This is a genomic window from Nonlabens ulvanivorans, from assembly GCF_000732625.1.
In the GTDB taxonomy this organism is placed as follows: Bacteria; Bacteroidota; Bacteroidia; order Flavobacteriales; family Flavobacteriaceae; genus Nonlabens; species Nonlabens ulvanivorans.
On sequence record NZ_JPJI01000032.1, the window covers coordinates 1445475 to 1467341 of the forward strand.

16 protein-coding genes, 2 tRNA genes and 1 other RNA gene are annotated in these 21867 nt (G+C 33.9%); 13 read left to right on the plus strand and 6 right to left on the minus strand.

Annotation, left to right across the window (positions count from 1 at the left end):
- The first annotated feature begins 52 nt into the window (after positions 1–52).
- Complete coding sequence (gene hutH, locus IL45_RS13580; RefSeq protein ID WP_036584878.1) at positions 53–1561, plus strand: histidine ammonia-lyase; 1509 nt, start codon at positions 53–55, stop codon at positions 1559–1561.
- Here the strand turns inward: hutH and IL45_RS13585 are convergent.
- The 3 genes from IL45_RS13585 to IL45_RS13595 all read right to left on the minus strand — a co-directional run bounded on the left by IL45_RS13585 (position 1554) and on the right by IL45_RS13595 (position 5431).
- Positions 1554–1961, minus strand: coding sequence for a hypothetical protein (locus IL45_RS13585; protein ID WP_036584880.1), 408 nt, complete (start codon positions 1959–1961; stop codon positions 1554–1556). The genes hutH and IL45_RS13585 overlap by 8 nt on opposite strands.
- Before the next feature lie 237 nt (positions 1962–2198).
- Entirely contained in the window at positions 2199–2606 is a 408-nt protein-coding gene (locus IL45_RS13590; protein WP_036584882.1) for a hypothetical protein, read from the minus strand.
- Between the two features lie 218 nt (positions 2607–2824).
- Positions 2825–5431, minus strand: a complete 2607-nt coding sequence (locus tag IL45_RS13595; RefSeq protein WP_036584883.1) for an ATP-dependent Clp protease ATP-binding subunit — start codon at positions 5429–5431, stop codon at positions 2825–2827.
- 269 nt (positions 5432–5700) lie between these two features.
- Between IL45_RS13595 and gyrA the strand changes: the two genes are divergently transcribed.
- Both gyrA and IL45_RS13605 read left to right on the plus strand, forming a co-directional pair.
- Complete coding sequence (gene gyrA / locus IL45_RS13600; RefSeq protein WP_036584884.1) at positions 5701–8223, plus strand: DNA gyrase subunit A; 2523 nt, start codon at positions 5701–5703, stop codon at positions 8221–8223.
- 17 nt (positions 8224–8240) lie between these two features.
- Positions 8241–9428 (plus strand): tetratricopeptide repeat protein, encoded by a 1188-nt coding sequence (locus tag IL45_RS13605; protein ID WP_036584885.1) that lies wholly within the window; start codon positions 8241–8243, stop codon positions 9426–9428.
- 48 nt (positions 9429–9476) lie between these two features.
- Here IL45_RS13605 and IL45_RS13610 read toward each other — a convergent pair whose 3' ends face one another.
- On the minus strand, positions 9477–10223 hold the full coding sequence (locus IL45_RS13610; RefSeq protein WP_036584887.1) for a C40 family peptidase: 747 nt from the start codon (positions 10221–10223) through the stop codon (positions 9477–9479).
- A 7-nt stretch (positions 10224–10230) separates the two neighbouring features.
- Positions 10231–11406: an acetyl-CoA C-acyltransferase gene (locus IL45_RS13615; protein ID WP_036584889.1), complete on the minus strand. Its 1176-nt coding sequence runs from the start codon at positions 11404–11406 to the stop codon at positions 10231–10233.
- A 144-nt stretch (positions 11407–11550) separates the two neighbouring features.
- Between IL45_RS13615 and IL45_RS13620 the strand changes: the two genes are divergently transcribed.
- The 9 genes from IL45_RS13620 (at position 11551) to IL45_RS13660 (ending at position 19508) form a co-directional block, all read left to right on the plus strand.
- Positions 11551–13593 (plus strand): HD family phosphohydrolase, encoded by a 2043-nt coding sequence (locus IL45_RS13620; RefSeq protein ID WP_036585419.1) that lies wholly within the window; start codon positions 11551–11553, stop codon positions 13591–13593.
- Between the two features lie 95 nt (positions 13594–13688).
- Positions 13689–13772: transfer RNA gene (locus tag IL45_RS13625), tRNA-Ser, on the plus strand.
- 28 nt (positions 13773–13800) lie between these two features.
- Positions 13801–13875 (plus strand) — tRNA-Pro (locus IL45_RS13630).
- 57 nt (positions 13876–13932) lie between these two features.
- Complete coding sequence (locus IL45_RS13635; RefSeq protein ID WP_036585421.1) at positions 13933–14688, plus strand: patatin-like phospholipase family protein; 756 nt, start codon at positions 13933–13935, stop codon at positions 14686–14688.
- Between the two features lie 98 nt (positions 14689–14786).
- Entirely contained in the window at positions 14787–15431 is a 645-nt protein-coding gene (pdxH, locus tag IL45_RS13640; RefSeq protein WP_036584891.1) for a pyridoxamine 5'-phosphate oxidase, read from the plus strand.
- Between the two features lie 10 nt (positions 15432–15441).
- Complete coding sequence (locus IL45_RS13645; RefSeq protein ID WP_036584893.1) at positions 15442–15927, plus strand: SixA phosphatase family protein; 486 nt, start codon at positions 15442–15444, stop codon at positions 15925–15927.
- Complete coding sequence (gene ppk1, locus IL45_RS13650; protein WP_036584895.1) at positions 15924–17975, plus strand: polyphosphate kinase 1; 2052 nt, start codon at positions 15924–15926, stop codon at positions 17973–17975. The genes IL45_RS13645 and ppk1 overlap by 4 nt, the downstream gene beginning before the upstream one ends.
- 3 nt (positions 17976–17978) lie before the next feature.
- Positions 17979–18875 carry a Ppx/GppA phosphatase family protein gene (locus IL45_RS13655; RefSeq protein WP_036584897.1) on the plus strand — a complete coding sequence of 299 codons (897 nt, stop codon included), beginning with the start codon at positions 17979–17981 and terminating at the stop codon, positions 18873–18875.
- 72 nt (positions 18876–18947) lie between these two features.
- Positions 18948–19508, plus strand: a complete 561-nt coding sequence (locus IL45_RS13660) for a porin family protein (protein WP_036584899.1) — start codon at positions 18948–18950, stop codon at positions 19506–19508.
- A 53-nt stretch (positions 19509–19561) separates the two neighbouring features.
- On the opposite strand, the gene dnaX is transcribed toward IL45_RS13660, so the two are convergent.
- Positions 19562–21439 (minus strand): DNA polymerase III subunit gamma/tau, encoded by a 1878-nt coding sequence (gene dnaX, locus IL45_RS13665; RefSeq protein ID WP_036584901.1) that lies wholly within the window; start codon positions 21437–21439, stop codon positions 19562–19564.
- 100 nt (positions 21440–21539) lie between these two features.
- Here dnaX and rnpB point away from each other — a divergent pair.
- An RNA gene (gene rnpB, locus IL45_RS14860) (RNase P RNA component class A) lies at positions 21540–21855 on the plus strand.
- Positions 21856–21867: the final 12 nt, after the last annotated feature.

The following is a 21867-nucleotide window of genomic DNA, read 5'->3' on the forward strand; positions in this document are numbered from 1 at the left end:
TCGTTTAACTTTACTTTACTTATAATTGCATATCCATAAACAGCCCTATTAAATGGAACATCTTATATCGTCTAAGTTATTAACTCTAGAACAGTTATATAATATAGTAGAACAGCCAGTAAAATTAACCTTATCGATTGATGCTAAGGAACGTATTGATAAGTGCAGAAGTTATTTAGACGATCGTTTCAGTGGTGAAGATGCTGCTGCTACTTATGGTATTAATACAGGTTTTGGATCTTTATGTAATACGCACATAGGTCCTGGTGAACTGCAGCAATTACAGCATAATCTTTTGATGTCACACGCTTGTGGAACCGGTGATGAGGTTGCACAAGAAATCGTGCGAATGATGCTGTTTCTAAAAATTCAAAGTTTAAGTTATGGACATAGTGGAATTAGTAGAGCTGTAGTAGAACGTTTAATTGCATTTTTTAATAATGAGATTTATCCTGTGATATACGAGCAAGGATCGCTAGGTGCAAGTGGTGATCTTGCGCCTCTAGCACATCTTGCCTTACCTTTAATAGGCAAAGGAGAAGTTTACTTTAAAGGAGAAAAAATTAATGCGGCTGTATTGAATGAAAAAATGGGATGGGAACCATTAAAGCTGCAATCTAAAGAAGGACTTGCACTGATTAACGGTACACAATTTATGTTAGCTTTTGCAGTGTATACTTTAATCCAATCTCATAAATTATGGTATTGGGCTCATGTCACTGGTGCTATGTCTGTTGATGCTTTTGATTGTAACCTATCTCCTTTTGATAAACGCATTCATCTTATAAGACCACATGCAGGACAATTGCGCAGTTCAGATTTGATACTTTCTTTATTAGAAGATAGTCAAATTGCGGTAGGCGAGAAGGTTAATGTTCAAGATCCATATAGCTTTAGGTGTATACCACAGGTGCATGGAGCAACATGGGATACCTTACAATTTGTAAAACGAACTGTGTTAACTGAGGTGAATTCTGTGACGGATAATCCTAATATTTTTCCAGAATCAGAAGCGATTATTTCTGGCGGAAATTTTCATGGACAACCGTTAGCACTAGCTTTAGATTATCTGGGTATCGCCATGGCCGAAATTGCTAGCATTAGTGAGCGCAGAACCTTTCAGTTAATGAGTGGCACTAGAGGCTTACCTGCATTTTTAGTAAATAATCCTGGATTAAATAGTGGTATGATGATTTTACAATATACTGCTGCAAGTATCGTAAGCCAGAATAAACAATATGCTACACCAGCAAGTGTTGATAGTATAGTATCTTCAAACGGGCAAGAAGATCATGTAAGTATGGGAGCTAATGCCGCAACTAAAACAAACCGCATTATTAAAAATGTTCAATCTGTTCTTGCAATCGAACTATTAGCCGCTGCACAAGGTATTGAGGAACGTCACCCTAAAAAAACGTCTGCCTTTTTAGAACATCTTAAATCTAGTTTAAGAGTGAGTGTTTCAACTTTGGATACTGATCGCGTCTTGCATGATGATATAGTAAAAGCTAAACAGATGATGGAGCATACTAAACTTGATGCTGATGTTATTTTTAATTAAGGGATAATCCAGTATTGATATCAATTACTCTCTGAGAAACTTCTTTGTTAGACCACACTATTGCTTCTTCAACATCTTGAAAAGCTAATAGTTTACCAGGTTTAAAAAATTTACTTTCTAAACTAGCGGTACTACTACCTTGAAGTCTTTTTTCTACGATAGCAATACCGCACAAATTTTTAAATTTTGAATTATTAGTATGAACTAATGGGTCAATGCTATAATCATTTTCCCTTAAACTGATATAAGAAAGTGGAAAGTCTAGACCGTAGTGTTCTATAGCTACTTGCACGAGTTCTTGATTTTTAGACATGTCAAAGTGAATCCCTTCTTTAATTTTACCTATAATAACTTCAGGATAAAATTGAAATTCACCAAACTGTAAATCAACTGTTTTCATAATTCTACTTTTAAAAAGCGTGCAAAACTACGTGTTTTTTATTATGCGCGCATAATAAAAATGTAATAAATTGATTAATTAATCCTTAATAGAAGCAAAAATTTATGACTCAAACGTTGTAGTTCTATATCAATATTATACCATTTGTCTTTATTCGATTAAAAGCAATAACAGCTATCATGTAGAAATATCAAAATATGAATCTAGACGCTTCTATATGTTGATGAAAAGTATGTTTTAGTTAAGTAAGTTTATTTTTTCGGTTTCAAGTCTTTTTAAAGCGATCTGATGATTAGCCCATAAAATGGCTTCTGTGACACTTAAGAATTTACAGAATTTACCAGGCTTAAAAAATATACTTTCTAGTTGTACCGTGCTTTTATTCATTAGATTTCTTTCTACAACCGCGATACTACAGAAATTTTCATATTTTGAATTATATCTATGGATCATTGGATCTATACTGTAGTTTTTATCTCTTATACAGATAAAAGAGAAAGGTTTTAAAGTTCCGTAAAACGTATCGATTAGATTATTAAATACGTTGTTTTTATAAACATCATAGTGAATCCCTTCATTCATTTTACCTATGATTATTTGAGAATGAAGTTCAAATACCCCAAAATTTAAATCAACTCTTTTCATATTGTGATTTTTATTAATCTAAAGATATGTAGGTAGAAGAATTTCTATAAAAGCGTTGTATCACATATTTAGTAATTCGATGAAATGACTTTATTAACTGATTAATAGTAGTTTACTGATAATTGATAGTTTTAATTCTCTAAAAGCCTCCATTATTTAAAGCCAAAAAAAAACGTCTTAGTGATGACTAAGACGTTTTTTACATTGAAATTTAATAATTATTCAGATTCTATAGAATTATCTGTTGTAGATTCAGAAGTGGTTTCTGGTTTATCTGACTTTTTAGGTTTTTCTATTTTAATTTTGAGCTCATTAGACTTTTTATCTAAGTCCATAAATATAGAATCACCTTCTTGCAATTCACTATTTACAATAGCCTCTGCAAGAGCATCTTCAATATATTTTTGAATTGCTCGATTAAGAGGTCTTGCTCCATATTGTTTATCAAAACCTTTATCTGCGATATAATCTTTTGCAGACTCACTCAAGGTTAAGTTATAGCCTAAACCTTTAATACGATCGAATAGTTTTACTAATTCGATATCAATTATCTTGTGTATATCGTCTCTCTCTAATGCATTGAATACAATTACATCATCAATCCTATTTAAGAACTCAGGTGCAAATGTCTTTTTCAAAGCACTTTCAATAACGCCACGTGCGTTATCGTCCTCAGCACTTTTGCGAGCAGCGGTACCAAATCCAACACCAGATCCAAAATCCTTTAATTTACGCGCACCTACATTAGAAGTCATGATGATAATCGTGTTTCTAAAGTCAATCTTGCGTCCTAAACTGTCTGTAAGATATCCGTCATCTAACACTTGAAGTAGCATGTTGAATACATCTGGATGTGCTTTTTCAATCTCATCTAGAAGTATAACCGCATAAGGTTTACGCCTTACTTTCTCTGTAAGTTGTCCACCTTCTTCATATCCAACGTATCCAGGAGGAGCACCTATAAGTCTAGATATCGCAAATTTCTCCATGTATTCACTCATGTCAATACGTATCAATGAGTTTGAAGAATCAAATAATTCACTAGCTATCACTTTTGCAAGTTGTGTCTTACCTACACCAGTCTGTCCTAAAAATATAAAAGAACCGATTGGTTTATTAGGATCCTTTAATCCAGCACGGTTACGCTGTATCGCTTTAACAACCTGTTTTACCGCTTTATCCTGTCCAATTACTCTATTTTTAATAGAATCTCCTAGATTAAACAGTTTTTTCATCTCCTTAGTAGCAATACGATTCACTGGTATACCGGTCATCATACTTACTACTTCAGCTACATTTTCTTCGGTAACAGTATCTTTATGAAGTTTTGATGTTTCTTCCCAAGTTTCTTGAGCTTCAGTAAGAGCTTTTTCTAATTTTTTCTCATCATCACGCAGCTTTGCAGCTTGTTCATATTTCTGTTTTTTAACTACCGCAGTCTTCTCTTCTTTTACTTCCTCTAGTTGTTTTTCAAGATCTAGAATTTGTTGTGGTACTTCTATATTTGTAATATGAATACGAGAACCAGCTTCATCAAGTGCGTCGATAGCCTTGTCTGGAAGAAAACGATCGGTCATATATCTATTTGTAAGCTTTACACAAGCTTCAATAGCACCATCGGTATACGACACATTATGGTGTTCTTCATATTTCTCTTTTATATTATTAAGTATGGTAATCGTTTCCTCTACACTTGTAGGTTCTACCATCACTTTTTGAAAACGTCTTTCTAAAGCGCCATCTTTTTCAATACTATTACGATATTCGTCTAGAGTAGTTGCTCCTATACATTGAATTTCGCCTCGAGCTAGTGCAGGCTTAAACATATTACTAGCATCTAGTGATCCAGCGGCACCACCAGCACCTACGATTGTATGAATTTCATCTATGAAAAGAATGATATCCTTATTCTTTTCTAATTCATTCATTACAGCTTTCATGCGCTCTTCAAACTGACCTCTGTATTTAGTTCCGGCAACCAGACTAGCTAGATCTAATGTTATTACCCTTTTATCATAAAGTATACGAGATACCTTACGCTCTACAATACGTAATGCTAGACCTTCTGCAATAGCACTTTTACCTACACCTGCTTCTCCTATTAGAAGTGGATTATTCTTTTTGCGACGACTTAAGATTTGAGAAACACGTTGTATTTCTTCCACACGTCCAACAACAGGATCTAGTTTACCGTCCTCGGCAGCTTTGGTTAAATCGCGTCCAAAATTGTCTAAAACAGGCGTTTTACTTTTCTTACCGCCTTTAGTGGAGCCGCTTTGAGAGAATAAGTTTTCTTTTTCTTCTCCCGGATTATCATCATTAGAATCATTGTCATCACTAAATGCTCCTTCTATAGGTTCTTCAGTATATCCGTCTTCTTGTGATAATAGAGTTTTAAACTCTTCTTTAACACTGTCATAATCAACTTTAAGCTTGTTAAGTAATTTAGTTGTCGGATCATTCTCATTGCGCAAGATGCACAATAATAAATGAGCCGTGTTAATTGATGAGCTTTGAAATAATTTAGCTTCCAGAAACGTCGTTTTGAGAGCGCGTTCTGCTTGCCTTGTTAAATGTAAATTCTTTTTTTCATTTGCTGCTATGTGGGTATTAGGATTTGCTGGGCTCAGTATCTCAACCTTACGACGCAAATGATCTAAATCTACTGTTAAGTTATTCAATATATCGATGGCTTTGCCATCTCCATCTCTTAATAGACCTAGCATTAAATGTTCAGTTCCTATAAAATCGTGTCCTAACCTAAGCGCTTCTTCTTTGCTGTAGGCAATCACGTCCTTGACTCTTGGTGAAAAATTATCGTCCATATTGCTACTTTGAGTTAAATGTAATGAATTCTCTTAGTTCAATATGTATACCATTTTGTTAAATGATGATTTTAAAGAACACGCTTTCGCAAAAGCGTAGGACAAAACCCTTTAAAACACCGCAATAACCCAATTGTTAAACTTATCCACATTTAAGTTATTAGTATGTTAATAAAAAGAGTGGTTATGATGGTGTAAAGCCTGATTAAGACTAGGTTTTTCATTAAATTGCTTGCTTATTAAAAAAGTATTAATTAAACGTTTTTTAAATGGCAGATGGAGAAAAGTTAATCCCGATTAACATCGAGGATGAGATGAAATCAGCATACATCGATTACTCGATGTCAGTCATAGTGTCACGAGCACTGCCAGATGTGCGAGATGGATTAAAACCAGTACACAGGCGTGTTCTTTACGGTATGTATGAGCTAGGTGTATTGTCTAATAGAGGATATAAAAAGAGTGCGAGAATAGTAGGTGAAGTATTAGGTAAGTACCACCCACATGGTGATACGTCTGTTTACGACACTATGGTGCGTATGGCGCAAGATTGGTCACTACGATATATGCTTGTTGATGGTCAAGGTAACTTTGGTAGTGTTGATGGTGATCCACCAGCAGCTATGCGTTATACTGAGGCTAGAATGAGAAAAATATCTGAAGAAATTCTTGCAGATATAGATAAAGAAACTGTAGATACACAGCTCAATTTTGATGATACATTAAATGAGCCTACTGTAATGCCTACTAGAATTCCTAACTTATTAGTTAATGGAGCTTCTGGTATCGCTGTAGGTATGGCTACTAACATGCCGCCACACAACCTTACAGAAGTTATTGATGGAACTATTGCTTACATAGACAATAATGACATTGAGATCGATGAATTAATGACGCATGTAAAAGCTCCAGATTTTCCTACTGGTGGTATTATATATGGTTATGATGGTGTTAAGGATGCTATGCATACAGGACGAGGACGTATTAAAATACGTGGTCGTGTGAGACTAGAAGAAGTAAAAGGTCGAGAATGTATCATCGTTGATGAATTACCATATCAGGTGAATAAAGCTGATATGATTAAGAAAACGGCAGATCTAATTAACGAGAAGAAATTAGAAGGTATCTCTATGATTAGAGATGAGTCTGACCGTAATGGAATGCGTATCGTTTATATTTTAAAACGTGATGCAATTCCTAATATTGTCATCAATAAATTATATAAGCATACGGCTTTACAATCTTCTTTTAGTGTTAATAATATTGCCCTTGTAAAAGGACGTCCACAACTTCTTAATGTAAAAGAGATGATCCACTATTTTGTGGAACATAGACACGAAGTAGTTGTAAGACGCACACAATTTGAATTGCGTAAAGCAGAAGAAAGAGCCCACATTCTTGAAGGATTAATTATTGCTTCTGATAATATAGATGAAGTTATTGCTTTAATAAGAAGTAGTAAGAATGGAGAAGAGGCTCGCGAAAAATTAATTGAGCGCTTTGAGCTATCAGAAATTCAAGCTCGAGCAATTGTAGAAATGCGTTTAAGACAACTTACCGGTCTTGAACAGGATAAGTTACGTAATGAATACGAAGACTTAATGGCTACAATCACTGACTTAAAAGATATTCTTGCAAATAGAGATCGTCGTATGACGATTATTAAAGAAGAATTAATTGAAGTACAGGAAAAGTATGGAGATGAACGTCGTTCTCAAATAGAATATGCAGGTGGTGATTTATCCATAGAAGATATGATTGCTGATGAACAGGTTGTTATAACTATTTCTCATGCAGGATATATTAAAAGAACTCCTATTACTGAGTATAAAACTCAAAATAGAGGTGGAGTTGGGCAAAAAGCAAGTACAACACGTGATGAGGACTTCCTAGAGGATATTTTTGTAGGGACCAATCATCAATATATGTTGTTCTTTACAGAGAAAGGAAAGTGTTTCTGGATGAGAGTTTATGAAATTCCTGAAGGTAGTCGTACATCTAAAGGTAGAGCGATTCAAAATCTAATAAATATTGAACAAGACGATAATGTAAAAGCTGTCATCTGTACTCAAGATATTAAAGATGAAGACTATATTAATAGTCATTATGTGATCATGTGTACTAAAAAAGGTGTGGTGAAGAAAACATCTTTAGAACAGTATTCCAGACCACGTACTAACGGTATTAATGCAATAACTATTCGTGAAGGAGATACTTTATTAGAGGCTAAGCTTACAACTGGTGATAGTCACGTGATGTTGGGTCTTAAAAGTGGTAAGGCTATCAGATTTGACGAAGCAAAAACACGTGCTATGGGTAGAAATGCTAGCGGTGTTAGAGGAATAAGACTTGCAGATGATAGTGATGAGGTAATCGGTATGGTTGCTGTAAATGATATGGATTCTAATATTTTAGTAGTATCCGAAAAAGGATATGGTAAAAGGTCTAGTCTAGATGATTATAGAGAAACCAATCGTGGAGGAAAAGGTGTGAAAACAATTTCTGTTACTGAAAAAACCGGAGGATTAGTAGCTCTTAAGAATGTAACGGATGATGATGGACTTATGATCATCAATAAGTCAGGAGTTGCTATACGTATTGATGTTAAAAACCTGAGAGTTATGGGACGTGCAACCCAAGGAGTGCGTTTAATTAATTTAAAAGGAAACGATTCAATTGCCGCTGTCGCGAAAGTTGCTCAGGAAGAAGACTCTGAAATCAATGAAGACGGTAGTGACGCTGATTTGAATAGTGATGGCACGACTGTTGTAAATGATGATAGCGAAGAATAAATTAAAAACATTTCAAGATGAAAATTAGATTAACGATATTATTTCTAGCAATTGCTGCTTTAGGATTTGCTCAGAAGCGTGAATTCAGAAAGATTGAAAATGCAATTACGAAAGGTGATTTACCTGAAGCGATCGAGATTTTTTCAACTATTAATGAATCTGAAGTAGAGGAAGAGTATAAAGGACAGTATAGTTTTTACAAGGCTGCATCACTTATAGATGTAACAGGTGAGACTAAGCCTACTTTAGAAACTGCTTATGCTGCTTTAGATGCTATGAATAAAGCAGAAAGTTTAGGGTATAGTAATCCTGCATTGATGGGCCAAGTAAAAAAGTATATTAACGATAGTTTGTTGCAAATTGCAAATAAAAAATTAAATTCTAAAGATAATAGTGGTGCTTTAGAGATAGTTAATAAACTTTCTTCTGAATCACCACAGGATTTAAACATGCTTTATAATGCTGCAAATTTAGCTTATCAAGTTGGAGAATTTGAACAAGCAGAGGAGCAATATTTAAAATTATTCAATAAAGGATTTACGGGTGAAGTAATTACTTATACAGCTGTTAATAAATTGACAAAAGTAGAAGAGTCTTTTCCAAATTTGACTTTGAGAGATGTGTCCGTTAAAACTGGGTCACATGTTTCTCCTTCAGAATCTAAATCCCCTTCACAATTAGGACGTATAGTAACTAATTTAGTTTGGTTACAAAAGAATAATGGTGACATGGCATCAGCTAAATCAACATTTTCTAAAGCATTAAAGCTTTATGGTAATGATGAATCTTTGAAGATATCTAAAGCAGATAATTATTTGACTTTAGGGATGATGAAAGAATATGAGGAAGCAAATAAAGCATTATCAGATGAAGTTAAAGATCCTAAAGTTTATGATAATCTAGCGTTAGCAGCAATTAATGCTAAAGAATATGATCAGGCTATTAAGTATTATGAGAAAAGTTTATCTATGAAACCTGATAATTTTATTTCTCTATCTAATTTAGGTGTAGCCTATGTGCAAAAAGGAAATCTAGAAACGACAAGTGCTGCTGATCAACAAACTCTTTATAATAAAGCAATACAGGTGTATGAAAAGGCTCATAATCTTGATTCTAGTAACAAGAATATAATTAATACGCTTATTAGTCTTTATGGTGTATTTTCTATGGAAGATAAAATTACAGCAATGAAGGCTAAGCTGTAATTTTCAATTATGTAATAAAAAAAGCCTGCTATTAGCAGGCTTTTTTTATTACATAATTTTTTTAATAACTCTTAATTTGTGAGTATGTAAATGTCTTTCCACATTAAATATTCCGCTTTGATCTAACCGGTCTATTCGGACCTTACCGTGTGCGTGAATAATGTAATTATCTCTCATTATTAAACCTACATGTGTTATGTGGCCTTCATTATTATCAAAAAAAGCTAAATCTCCTTCTTCTGCTTCTTCTATAAAACTAAGTACTTCTCCTTGCTTAGCTTGTTGACTGGCATCTCGATTTAATTTAAATCCACATAATCTATAAACCAATTGGGTAAAGCCGCTGCAATCTATTCCTAGCGGAGTTCTTCCACCCCATAAGTATGGAGAGTTAAGTAATAATAAGGCATTATTAATTAAATCTGATTTATTACTTCCTGAAGTACTTTCAAGCTGATAAGAATCTGCTAGGTATTTTGAAGTTGAAACCTGAGCGCCGATTGTGATTGTACTCAAAGATTCATTATGATGAGTTATATGACTAATTAAATCTTTAGCATATTCATGCTTAGAACGATCAATTTCATGATACGTTTCAGCTTCTATTTCAATAATTTGTTTAATATCGATCCACCCTTCATAAGAATCATGAGCTAATCTAATTTTGACCCATTTCTTTCGTTCTTCAATTATTTTGAAATATTCTCCATAGAGTACTTGAGATACCATTTCACTAGTATCCTTTGCTTCAAGACGCATTGGCGCAACCGAAATAGGGCAAATCCCGTACTTCATAAAAAAATTAACCTTTTTTAATTACCATTGCACTTGCGCCACCGCCACCATTACAGATTGCTGCAGCTCCTATAGAACCATTTTCTTGGTTTAATATACTTAATAAGGTTGTGATAATTCGTGCACCGCTGCATCCTAATGGATGACCTAATGAAACTGCACCACCATATACATTAACATTTTTATCTGTTAATCCTAGAATTTTCATGTTAGCTAATCCAACAACGGCAAAAGCTTCATTAAACTCGAAAAAATCCACATCATTTTGAGTGAGACCTGCTTTTGCTAATGCAATAGGTAAAGCTTTTGCAGGAGCAGTTGTAAACCATTTTGGTTCTTGTGCTGCGTCTGCATAGCTTAACACAGTAGCAATTGGAGTTAAGCCTAGAGATAAAGCTTTTGATTCACTCATTAAAATCAAAGCAGCAGCACCATCATTGATAGTCGAGGCATTTGCTGCGGTTACGGTACCATCTTTGCTAAATGCAGCTCGTAAAGCTGGAATTTTCTCTATTTTAACGTTAGTATATTCTTCATCATGATCTACAATAATGTCTTCACCATGACGCTGAGGAACAGCAACTGGAACGACTTCATTATCAAATTTTCCGTTTTTCCAAGCAAGTGCTGACCTTCGGTAAGACTGTACGGCATAATCATCTTGATCAGCTCTTGAGAAATCATGTTCTTGCGCACATAAATCAGCGCAAACACCCATCGCATTCTGATCATATGCATCAACGAGTCCATCTTTTTGCATTCCGTCTATTAAAGTAGCTGGACCAAATTTCTGTCCTGTTCTCATATGTACGTAATGCGGAATCATACTCATATTTTCCATACCACCAGCGACTACAATATCTTTATCACCACAAGCGATAGCTTGAGCAGCCATCATTACTGTTTTCATTCCGCTTGCGCATACCTTATTAACGGTGGTACACGGAACATCCATAGATAATCCTGCTCCTAATGCAGCTTGTCTTGCCGGCGCCTGACCAGTGCCTGCTTGAACTACATTTCCCATTATAACTTCTCCTACTAAATTCGAATCTAAATTTATTTTATCAAGAGCACCTTTTATAGCGATACTACCCAATTTAGTAGCAGGGATAGTAGATAATTTCCCCATAAAACTGCCTATGGGTGTTCTAGCATATGATACAATAACAACTTTCTTCATTACAATCTCTTTTAGCGCGAAAATAAACAATATTCATATGATAAAAAGTGAAGTTTATACTTAATTAGAGCTGTAATTAATAGAGTAACATATTTTATGCAGCTTTTAAACAGATCTCCAAACTAAATTGTTAATTTGTAAATGATGAAAAAGAATAATTCTAGTTTCTATAAGTATCAGGATATTTTAATCCGAATTGCCATAATAATTGCGTCCACAATTATAACAATCTACTTTTTCCCTAAAAGTGATCGATTCAAATACGATTACAAAAAAGGTGAGCCATGGCAATATGAGACATTATATGCTCCGTTTTCTTTTCCTATAAAGAAAAGTCCAGATGCTATTAAACAAGAAATTGATTTTATTAAGCAGAATACTCCTAAGTATTTTGATATCGAACCTAATATATCCTATGTGGTCAAGGAAATCGTTCAAAATGAGTATCGAATTATCATTCCTGATACTATCCTTACATCAAATTTAGATAGAGAATTTAATGAAGTAAACTTTGTTTTAGATCAATTTTACACAAATTATTATCTAGAAAAGCCACTTGAAATAGATGAAAATCAACCCGTTTTAATTCAAACAAAGGAAGGTTTTGAAGAGGTTGCTTATCATAAAATATTGAAGCCTAAGGACCTTAAAAACAAAATAACTTCTTTAGTTAAAGAAACAGAATTTAAGGATAAAAAGTGGCTTGCTGAGGTTTTATTAAAAAACATTAAATCCAATGTAAATCTAAATCTGAATCTTACTAATCAAATTATAGAAGATGAAGTGAGTAAAGTATTACCTACGAGAGGTGTAGTGCCTCTAAATTCTCGTATAATAGCTCAAGGCGAAATTGTTGAAGGAGAAAAATATCAAATACTAAATACTTTGAATGAAACTTATCAAGCGCAAACTTGGTCGGAATCTCAATATGTTTGGAGATTAATAGGTTATATAATTTTAGTTGCCCTAACCTTTACGATTTTACTATTATTCTTATTTAATTATCGACCAGATATTTATAATAACTCTCGGAAATTACTTTTTATATTTTTCAACTTACTGACAATTATCCTACTTACAACTTTAGTTGTAAACATAAATTCTCTTTATGTATATGTTGTTCCTGTCTGTATTTTACCATTGATTCTTAAATCTTTTTTTGATGCAAGAGTAGGTCTGTTTACTCATGTTTTGACAATCTTAATATTAAGCTTTATAGTACCTAATGGAGAGGAATTTCTATTTCTTCAAATAATTGCCGGAATTGTAACTATTTTATCTAGTTCAGAAATTTATAAAAGAGCTAATCTCTTTATTACTATAGGTCAAATTGTTTTGATATACGTAAGTTCTTATTTTGCATTTTACGCGATTAATCAAGGCGGTGTAATAGGTTGGGAGTGGAATAAAGTAAGTTATTTCATTTTATGTGGATTAGCGATGTTGTTTGTTTGGCCGCTTATTTATATTTATGAAAAGCTTTTTGGTTTAGTTAGTGATGTTTCCTTATTAGAATTGTCAGATACAAATTCCAAGTTATTAAAAGAGCTTTCTAATAAAGCGCCAGGTACTTTTCATCATTCTTTAAATGTTGCTAATATTGCAGAGTCAGCGGCAGACGCTATAAATGCTAATGCAATGTTAGCTAGAGTGGGAGCTCTATATCATGACATTGGTAAAATGGGGAATCCAACATATTTTTCTGAAAACCAAGGTAGTGGTATTAATCCCCATGACGACTTAGATCCCGAAGAGAGTGCTTCCATTATTATTAATCATACGATTACGGGAATTGAGATAGCAAAGAAATACAAAATGCCCGACCGAATTATTGATTTTATAAGAACTCATCATGGTGATTCTACCGTTTATTACTTTTACAAAAAAGCATTAGCAAGTAATCCTAATTTAGATATTAAGGATTATCAATATCCGGGACCGAAACCTTTTAGTCCAGAAACAGCAATTTTAATGATTGCAGATAGTGTTGAAGCAGCCTCTAAGAGTTTGAAAAATCCTACTTCTACTAGTATTAATATGTTAGTAGAAAATATCATTAACAAACAAGTAGAAGAAAAACAATTTATAAATGCTGACATAACGTTTAAACAAATTGAAATTATCAAGTCAGTGATTAAAAAGAAGTTAGCTAATATCTATCATTTGAGAATAGAATACCCAGAATAATTTTTACAAAAAAGTTTCAAAAATGCTTGCAGGAACTATAATATCAATTACCTTTGCAACCGCTTTTGGAAACAATCGCAAGTTCTTTTTATTTAGGAGAGGTGCCAGAGTGGTAATGGAGCAGATTGCTAATCTGTCGACGGGCAACCGTCGCCAGGGTTCGAGTCCCTGTCTCTCCGCAATTTTCTAAATAATAGATGATCTTTTCGGGGTGTAGCGTAGCCCGGTCATCGCGCCTCGTTTGGGACGAGGAGGTCGCAGGTTCGAATCCTGCCACCCCGACAAAAAGCCTTTCAATCTTATGATTTTAAGGCTTTTTTTATTTTTAAATTCCATTTTATGAAAGTAGGATTAGCCCTTTCTGGTGGTGGTGCAAAAGGGATTGCCCACGCTGGTGTTCTTAAGGCTTTAAAAGAGCATGATGTACTAGTTCATAAAATTTCAGGTACAAGTGCTGGAGCTTTAATAGGGGCCTTATATGCTGCTGACATAGATATTGACGATATCTATAAATTTTTCAGAAGGTCTAATTTATTTCACCCTAGTAAGTTTGCGTTTGGGCAACCAGGTTTTATAAAATCTAATGTGTTCATTGATCATATTAGTTCCTATATTCCTGTTGATTCATTTGAGTCTTTAAAACTACCATTAATTGTTGCTGCAACAGACCTCAATACGGCAACACTTAAACTTTTTGATTCTGGAGAGTTGTACATGGCTATTTTAGCGAGTGCAGCTTTTCCTGGAGTATTTACACCGGTAACTATCAATGATAGTGTTTACATTGATGGTGGAGTAATTAATAACTTTCCTATTGATTTATTAGAAGATTGTGATATAAAATTAGGTAGCTATGTTAATAAGATAGAGCCATTAAATAAAAAAATGAAACATTCTTATGATGTTGCAGGACGTGCTTATTCAATTAGTCAATATCATCGAGATTCTTCTAAGTTTTATCAAGCTGATTTAATGTTTGAACCAGAAGAACTTTATCCATTTGGCTTATTTAGCTTTAGGTCTTTGCGTAAAATGTTTGATATTGGTTATGAAAATGCCTGTAGACAATTAGATAAATCATTACTTTTTGATTAATTCTGCTTTCAAAGTTTTAAGTAAATATTGTTTCAGTTTTAATGTACATATTTATTCTATAATACCTTTATTATGTAAATTGCGATAAAGCAATTTATATGCAAAGAGACCTTCAAAATCTTAGGAAAAACTATAGCAAAGGTTCCTTAATAGAAGATAGTATACCTGAAAATCCATATCAATTATTTGAAGAGTGGTTTAATGATGCTAAATCACATATGTCAATTGATGAAGTAAATGCAATGAGTTTAACCACACTAGGAGTCGATGGATATCCTAAATCTCGTATTGTTTTACTTAAAGAAATTGAAGAAGGTTGCTTTATTTTTTATTCAAACTATGGGTCTGAGAAAGGAAGGTCTATGGATTTACATCACAAGGTTTCAATAAATTTCTTTTGGCCTGCATTAGAAAGACAGATTATTATTAAGGGTGATGTTAGTAAGGTTTCAAGGCAAAAATCTTTATCATATTTTCATAGAAGACCTAGAGGTAGCCAATTAGGAGCTTGGGCAAGCAACCAAAGTTCAATAGTAAAAACTAGAGCAGAACTAGAGAAGCAACTAGAAGATTATAAGATTAAATTTGAAAATCAAGAAATTCCATTACCAGATAATTGGGGTGGCTACTCTATATCTCCTATATCGTTTGAATTCTGGCAAGGTCGCCCTAATAGGCTTCATGACCGATTCTTATATATGATGGAAGGAAAAGAATGGTCTAGTAATCGTTTAGCTCCATAATGACTTTACTATGAAAAGATTAATTTTAATCAGGCATGGTAAATCGAGTTGGGAATTAAATGTTCGTGATCACGATCGTGTTTTACTGGAGCGAGGTATCAATGATGCTCATCTAATAGGAAAACATCTCAATTCGGCTTTCATAAGCTCTCAACAGATATGGAGTAGCACCGCTGCCAGAGCGCTTCAAACTGCTGTTATTGTAAGTGAATATATCGATTATAATTTATTATCATTTAAATTGAAAAGAGAGCTTTATACATTTGATAGTAGTGAATTAATTAGTCAAATTAAGTCATGCACAAATGATATAGATACACTTATGGTTTTTTCACATAATCACGGCCTTACTGATACGGTGAATGCACTAGGTTCCAATTATTTTGATAATATACCTACTACTGGCGCGGTAATTATAGAGTTTAATACAACTCAATGGTCAGATATAAGTAACGGTCAAACAATTGCACACTTTTTCCCAAAAAATCTAAAATGAGTCCTAGATATTTCAATAGAGAATTAAGCTGGTTAAAATTTAATAATCGTGTTTTACAAGAAGCTGCAGACATAAATGTTCCTTTAATTGAAAGATTAAGATTTTTAGGAATCTTTTCTAACAACTTAGATGAGTTTTTTAGAGTTAGATATGCAACCATACAGCGTATATTAAGAGCTGGCAAGAATGCTACAAAATCATTAGGTGGAGTTACTGCGGCGGACTTATTAGAAAAAATAACTGCCGAGGTTATAAAAGATCAAGCCAAGAGTTTTGAAGTGCTAAACCAACTTGAAGAGGAACTAAGAAATGAAAATATCATTCTAGTAGATGAAACTGAAATTCTTCCCCAACATGAAAATTACATCAGATCTTATTTTAATAATTATGTGAGTCCTGCACTTGCAACTATAATGGTAAGTGATGAGTCTGAATTTCCAACCTTGCGAGACGGTTTAGGATATTTGGCTGTAAGAATGGTAATGAAAGATTCAAGTTTACCTGTAAGATATGCGCTCCTAGAAATTCCAAAATCACTAAATCGTTTTATAGAGTTACCTTCAATTGATGGTGATGATAAACAATATATTATCCTTTTAGATGATTTGATTAGAGATAGGATGCACTATATCTTCAATATTTTTGAATACAGCCATCTAGAAGCGCACATGATTAAGGTGACTCTTGATGCAGAGTTAGACATCGATATTGACCTTAAAAAAAGTCTCATTGAAAAAATAAGTCGTAGTGTTAAAGATCGCAAAGACGGTGATCCAGTAAGATTTGTCTATGATAAATCGATTCATCAAGAAACACTAGATTTTATTATGAGCAAGGTAGAAATAGATGATACAGATTCTATAATACCAGGTGGTCGTTATCACAATAGACGTGATTATTTAAAGTTTCCTTCACTAGGTAGGACAGATTTATTGTATGAGAAAAAAACTCCATTACCTATAAAAGGAGTATCTATGAGAGGTAGTCTATTAGAGAAAATTTCTCAAAGAGATATTTTACAATATGCACCATATCATACCTTTTCTAATACGGTTAAATTTTTAAGAGAAGCTGCTTTAGACCCTAAAGTGCTTAACATTAAAATTACAATTTACAGACTTGCAGAAGTTTCCCAAATCGCAGCATCATTAATAAATGCTGCAAAAAATGGTAAAGAAGTTACAGTTTCAATAGAGCTTCAAGCAAGATTTGATGAACAGGCAAATATTAATTATGCAGAACTAATGCAGGAAGAAGGAGTTAAGCTCATCTTTGGAGTTCCTGGTCTTAAAGTGCATTGTAAAGCTTGTGTTATAAATAGAGAAGAGGATGGTAAAATAGTAAGATATGGATTCATATCTACTGGTAATTTTAATGAGGCTACAGCAGGTATTTATACAGATTACACCTTGTTTACTGCAAATAAAAAAATTCTTAAAGAAGTAGATAAAGTATTTGACTTTTTTGAAGTTAATTATAAGTTATATAGATACAAACATCTTCTAGTATCTCCTCACTCACTTAGAAATAATATAGAGAAAAAGGTTCGTCGAGAAATCGCTTTCGCGAAAGCGGGAAAAAAAGCACATTTAAGAATGAAATTGAATAGTTTCTCTGATTTTAAGATGATAGAACTATTCTATGAAGCGTCTAATGCAGGTGTTCAAATAGATCTTATCATTAGAGGTATATGTTGTTTAATTCCTGGAGTGATAGGTATGAGTGAAAATATTAAGGTTATTAGTATCGTAGATAAGTATCTTGAGCACCCAAGAGTCTATCAGTTCTATAATGATGGAGATGTAGAGGTATATATATCAAGTGCAGATATGATGGGGCGCAATCTCGATAACCGTGTTGAAATTGCTTGTCCTATATATGATGAATCTGTTAAGAAAGAAATTTTAGATACCTTAGATATCTGCTGGAATGATAATGTAAAAGCCAGAGAGATATGTTCAGAACAACTTAATTTATATGTAAAACAGGATGATAGCCCTATACGATCCCAATTTGTTACATATGATTATTACAAAAATCAACTTTAATACATGAGTTTTAGAATTCGTAAATATGCAGCCATAGACATAGGATCTAATGCTATTAGATTATTAATCGCATCGGTTACCTTATTTGATGATGAGCCTCCAGTATTTAAAAAAATTAGCCTAGTTAGGGTACCTATACGTTTAGGACAAGATGTTTTTACAACTAAGGAGATAGGATCAGTGAATATGAACAGGATGGTAAAAAGTATGGAATCGTATGCTTTATTAATGGATGTTCATAAAGTAGAAAATTATAAGGCTTATGCAACGAGCGCAATGCGTGAAGCGCAAAATGGAGAAGAGGTAGCAAGAGAGATAAAGAAAAAAACAGGAATCAATATTGAAATTATAGATGGATCTCATGAAGCAGCTATTATTGCGATGACAGATTTACACTCTATGATACATGACAACAAAGTATATCTATATGTTGATGTAGGTGGTGGTAGTACCGAGTTTACTCTTTTTGCAGATGGTGAAGCAAAGGCTTCGAGGTCATTCAAAATAGGCACAGTACGATTGCTTAATGATATGGTTACTAAGAAACTATGGTCTGAAGCGGAACAATGGATTAAGGAAATATGCCAGCCTTATGCTAAAGTTGAACTATTAGGATCTGGTGGTAACATCAATAATATTTATAAATCTAGTCAAAAATCTACGGGTAAACCATTGTCTTATTTGTACTTGTCTAGCTATTATGAAAAGCTTCAATCTTATACTTATGAAGAGCGCGTTTACTATTTAAATCTTAATCAAGATAGGGCAGATGTTATCATCCCAGCTTGTCGTATATATTTAAGTGCCATGAAATGGAGCCGTGCAAAAAATATATATGTGCCTAAAATTGGTCTTGCTGATGGTATCATTAAATCTATTTTTAATGCAGATGAACGATAGAAGGTAAGTTTTAAATTATATTTACTACAAAATCAATGTTTCTGTTAACTTTGTCCCCATAATTATTTAAAAATGAAAAAATTATTACTTTTAATTGCTTTAATATCTATCCCTGTAATTGGTGTTGCTCAAACAACAACTAGCTACGGATTTAGAACTGGATTGAATTACTCTTCTTTAGAAGGTGACGATATCGATTTAGACAGTCGCATCGGTTTTCACGCAAACTTTTTTGCTAATATACCAGTAAGCTCAAGTTTTTCTTTAGTGCCTGAGATAGGTCTGTCTGCACTAGGTGCAAAGGCTGACGAAATCAGGTTAGAATCTGGTGATAATGTAGAGCTTAAAACAAACTGGCTTCAAGTAGGTGTGCTTGCTAAGGTAAGTTTAGGGCAAAAATTATTTTTACAATTAGGACCTCAAGTTGGTGTGAATGTAGGACAAAGAGATAACAATGATTATTATAACTACGACTTTGCCGCGGTAGGTGGTATTGGTTATAATTTCAGTAATAGTTTTGCTATTGATGTGCGCTACGGTTATGGTTTATCTAATGTATTTGACAGAGAGTTTGGAGAACTTAACGAAGCAAATAATAGATACTTTCAATTAGGTCTAGCCTATAAGCTTTAGTAGGTATAAATAATAAATATTTAAAAAGTCCTCAATTGAGGACTTTTTTTGTTTTAAAACTCTAGATCAAAATTGCGACGCAATAAATCTATCGCAGGGTTTTTTTCTACCAGTTTTAGAAATTTTTCATGATCAGTATAGGCGTACTTCTTTTGAACGGCTTTATCTACATGAATTTCTAATTCTATAGTATAATTTTTTAAAGCAGCTTTAATATGTTCTAGAACTTGGCCTTGTGCTTTCTCTAAATCTTCTTTCATTGAAAGGTTAGGATAGCGCAATACGAGTTTGTGATCTTTAAGTTTAGGTGTGTCAGCTTCCATAATAGAGGCTAGAATTAATTGACCACGTTCTCTTAAATGTGCAGCATAAGATGACCAGCACTGTTGAGCGTCCTGCTCTGTAAAACTTTCTTCAGGTAAAGCGTCTGTTTGAACCTGGTCTTGATTGTTTTTAACGACATGTGCTTTCTTTGCATTAATCGCTTTTAAAGATAAACCGCTAACATTATTTTTATTTCTATCTAATAAGGCTTTACGAGCTTCTTCAATAGATTTATTAGAATTTTGTTGGGCAGTCGTGGTATCTTGTCTAGATGTTTGATGAGAAACGGATGATGACTCAATAATAGGTTTAGTTAGCTCCTTTTTATCTGTAGAGATATCGACACTTTGATTACTACTAGTACGATTCAGTGCGTTAGACGCTTCAGTTGTTGAAGGTTGACTATCTTGCACCGCTGTAGCTTCCTTAACTTGTTTACTTGCTGGTTCTTGAGGTATTTGATAAGAGCTAGTAGCCTCCGCAGCGACAGGTTGGTTTTTAAAATTGGAAGCAGGAATAATGTAGTTTACATCATTTTTTTTTTCTCCATCTGTTAAGATAGAGGCTAGCTGCATAAGGCACAATTCAATATGTAGTCTTGGGTTCCGACTGCTACGATATTTAAAATCTGCTTCATTACTTAAGTTAATGGCCTCTCTTAAAAATACTAAATCGACTTTTCTAGACTGTTCGGCATATTTTACTTTCACTGTATCAGACACGTCTAATAAATGAAGAGTTCTCTCATCCTTACAAACCATTAAATCTCTAAAATGAGAAGCAAGGCCAGCGATAAAATGATGGCCGTCAAAACCTTTAGACATGATCACATCATAATCTACCAGTAATTGCGGTATGTTACCAGTTATGATCAGGTCACTGATGTTAAAATAAGTTTCTCTATCAAGTACGTTTAAATTTTCAGTTACCGCTTGTACAGTCAGATCTTTACCTGAGAAACTGACAACCCTATCAAATATAGAAAGTGAATCTCTCAAGGCACCATCAGCCTTTTGAGCTATGATATGTAATGCTTCATCGTCTGCGGTGATCCCTTCTATACCTGCGATACGTTTTAAGTGTCCACGCATGTCTGCCACTGTAATGCGCTTAAAATCAAAAATCTGACAACGAGATAGAATGGTAGGTATAATTTTATGCTTCTCAGTAGTTGCTAGAATAAATATAGCATGTGCTGGCGGTTCTTCTAAGGTTTTAAGAAACGCATTAAAAGCTGCTGTTGAGAGCATATGTACCTCATCAATAATATAGACCTTAAAGTTACCTACTTGTGGAGGAATACGTACTTGCTCTGTAAGACTACGTATATCGTCTACAGAGTTGTTAGAAGCAGCATCTAGTTCAAAAATATTAAAGGCAAAATCCTCATCGGGATCAACCTCGGCATTTTGTTGATTGATTTTTTTTGCAAGAATGCGGGCGCAGGTTGTCTTTCCTACACCACGAGGACCAGTAAATAGCAAAGCTTGTGCTAGATGATTACTAGCAATTGCATTTTCAAGCGTTTTGGTAATAGCGCTTTGTCCTACGACATCTTCAAAAGTCTCGGGTCTGTATTTTCTAGCAGATACTATAAATGGCTCCATCGATTCAAAGATAAACGCCTCGTTAAATTTGGCTATTATTTCTACTGTTTTATTTCATTAAATTATCAACATCGGTGTCAATATTTAAAGTAATTTTGCGTCAGCAGGTCGCTCTATCGCTTCTTATGAAGAGGAAAGTCCGGGCACCATAGGATAGTATAACGGTTAATGGCCGTCATTACGCTTTCGCGAAAGCGTAATAGGACTAGTGCAACAGAAAGTATGTACAGGTAATGCTGTAGTGAAACCAGGTAAACTCTATACGGTGAAATGTTGCGTATATCAGAGCTTGAGCGCGATCCGCGCGATTCTGAAGGGTAAACAGATAGAGGTTGCAAGTAATTGTAATTCTAGATAAATGATAGAGTGCTTGAGAAATCAAGTAACAGAATCCGGCTTATAGACCTGCTTTTTTTACGTTTAGTAAT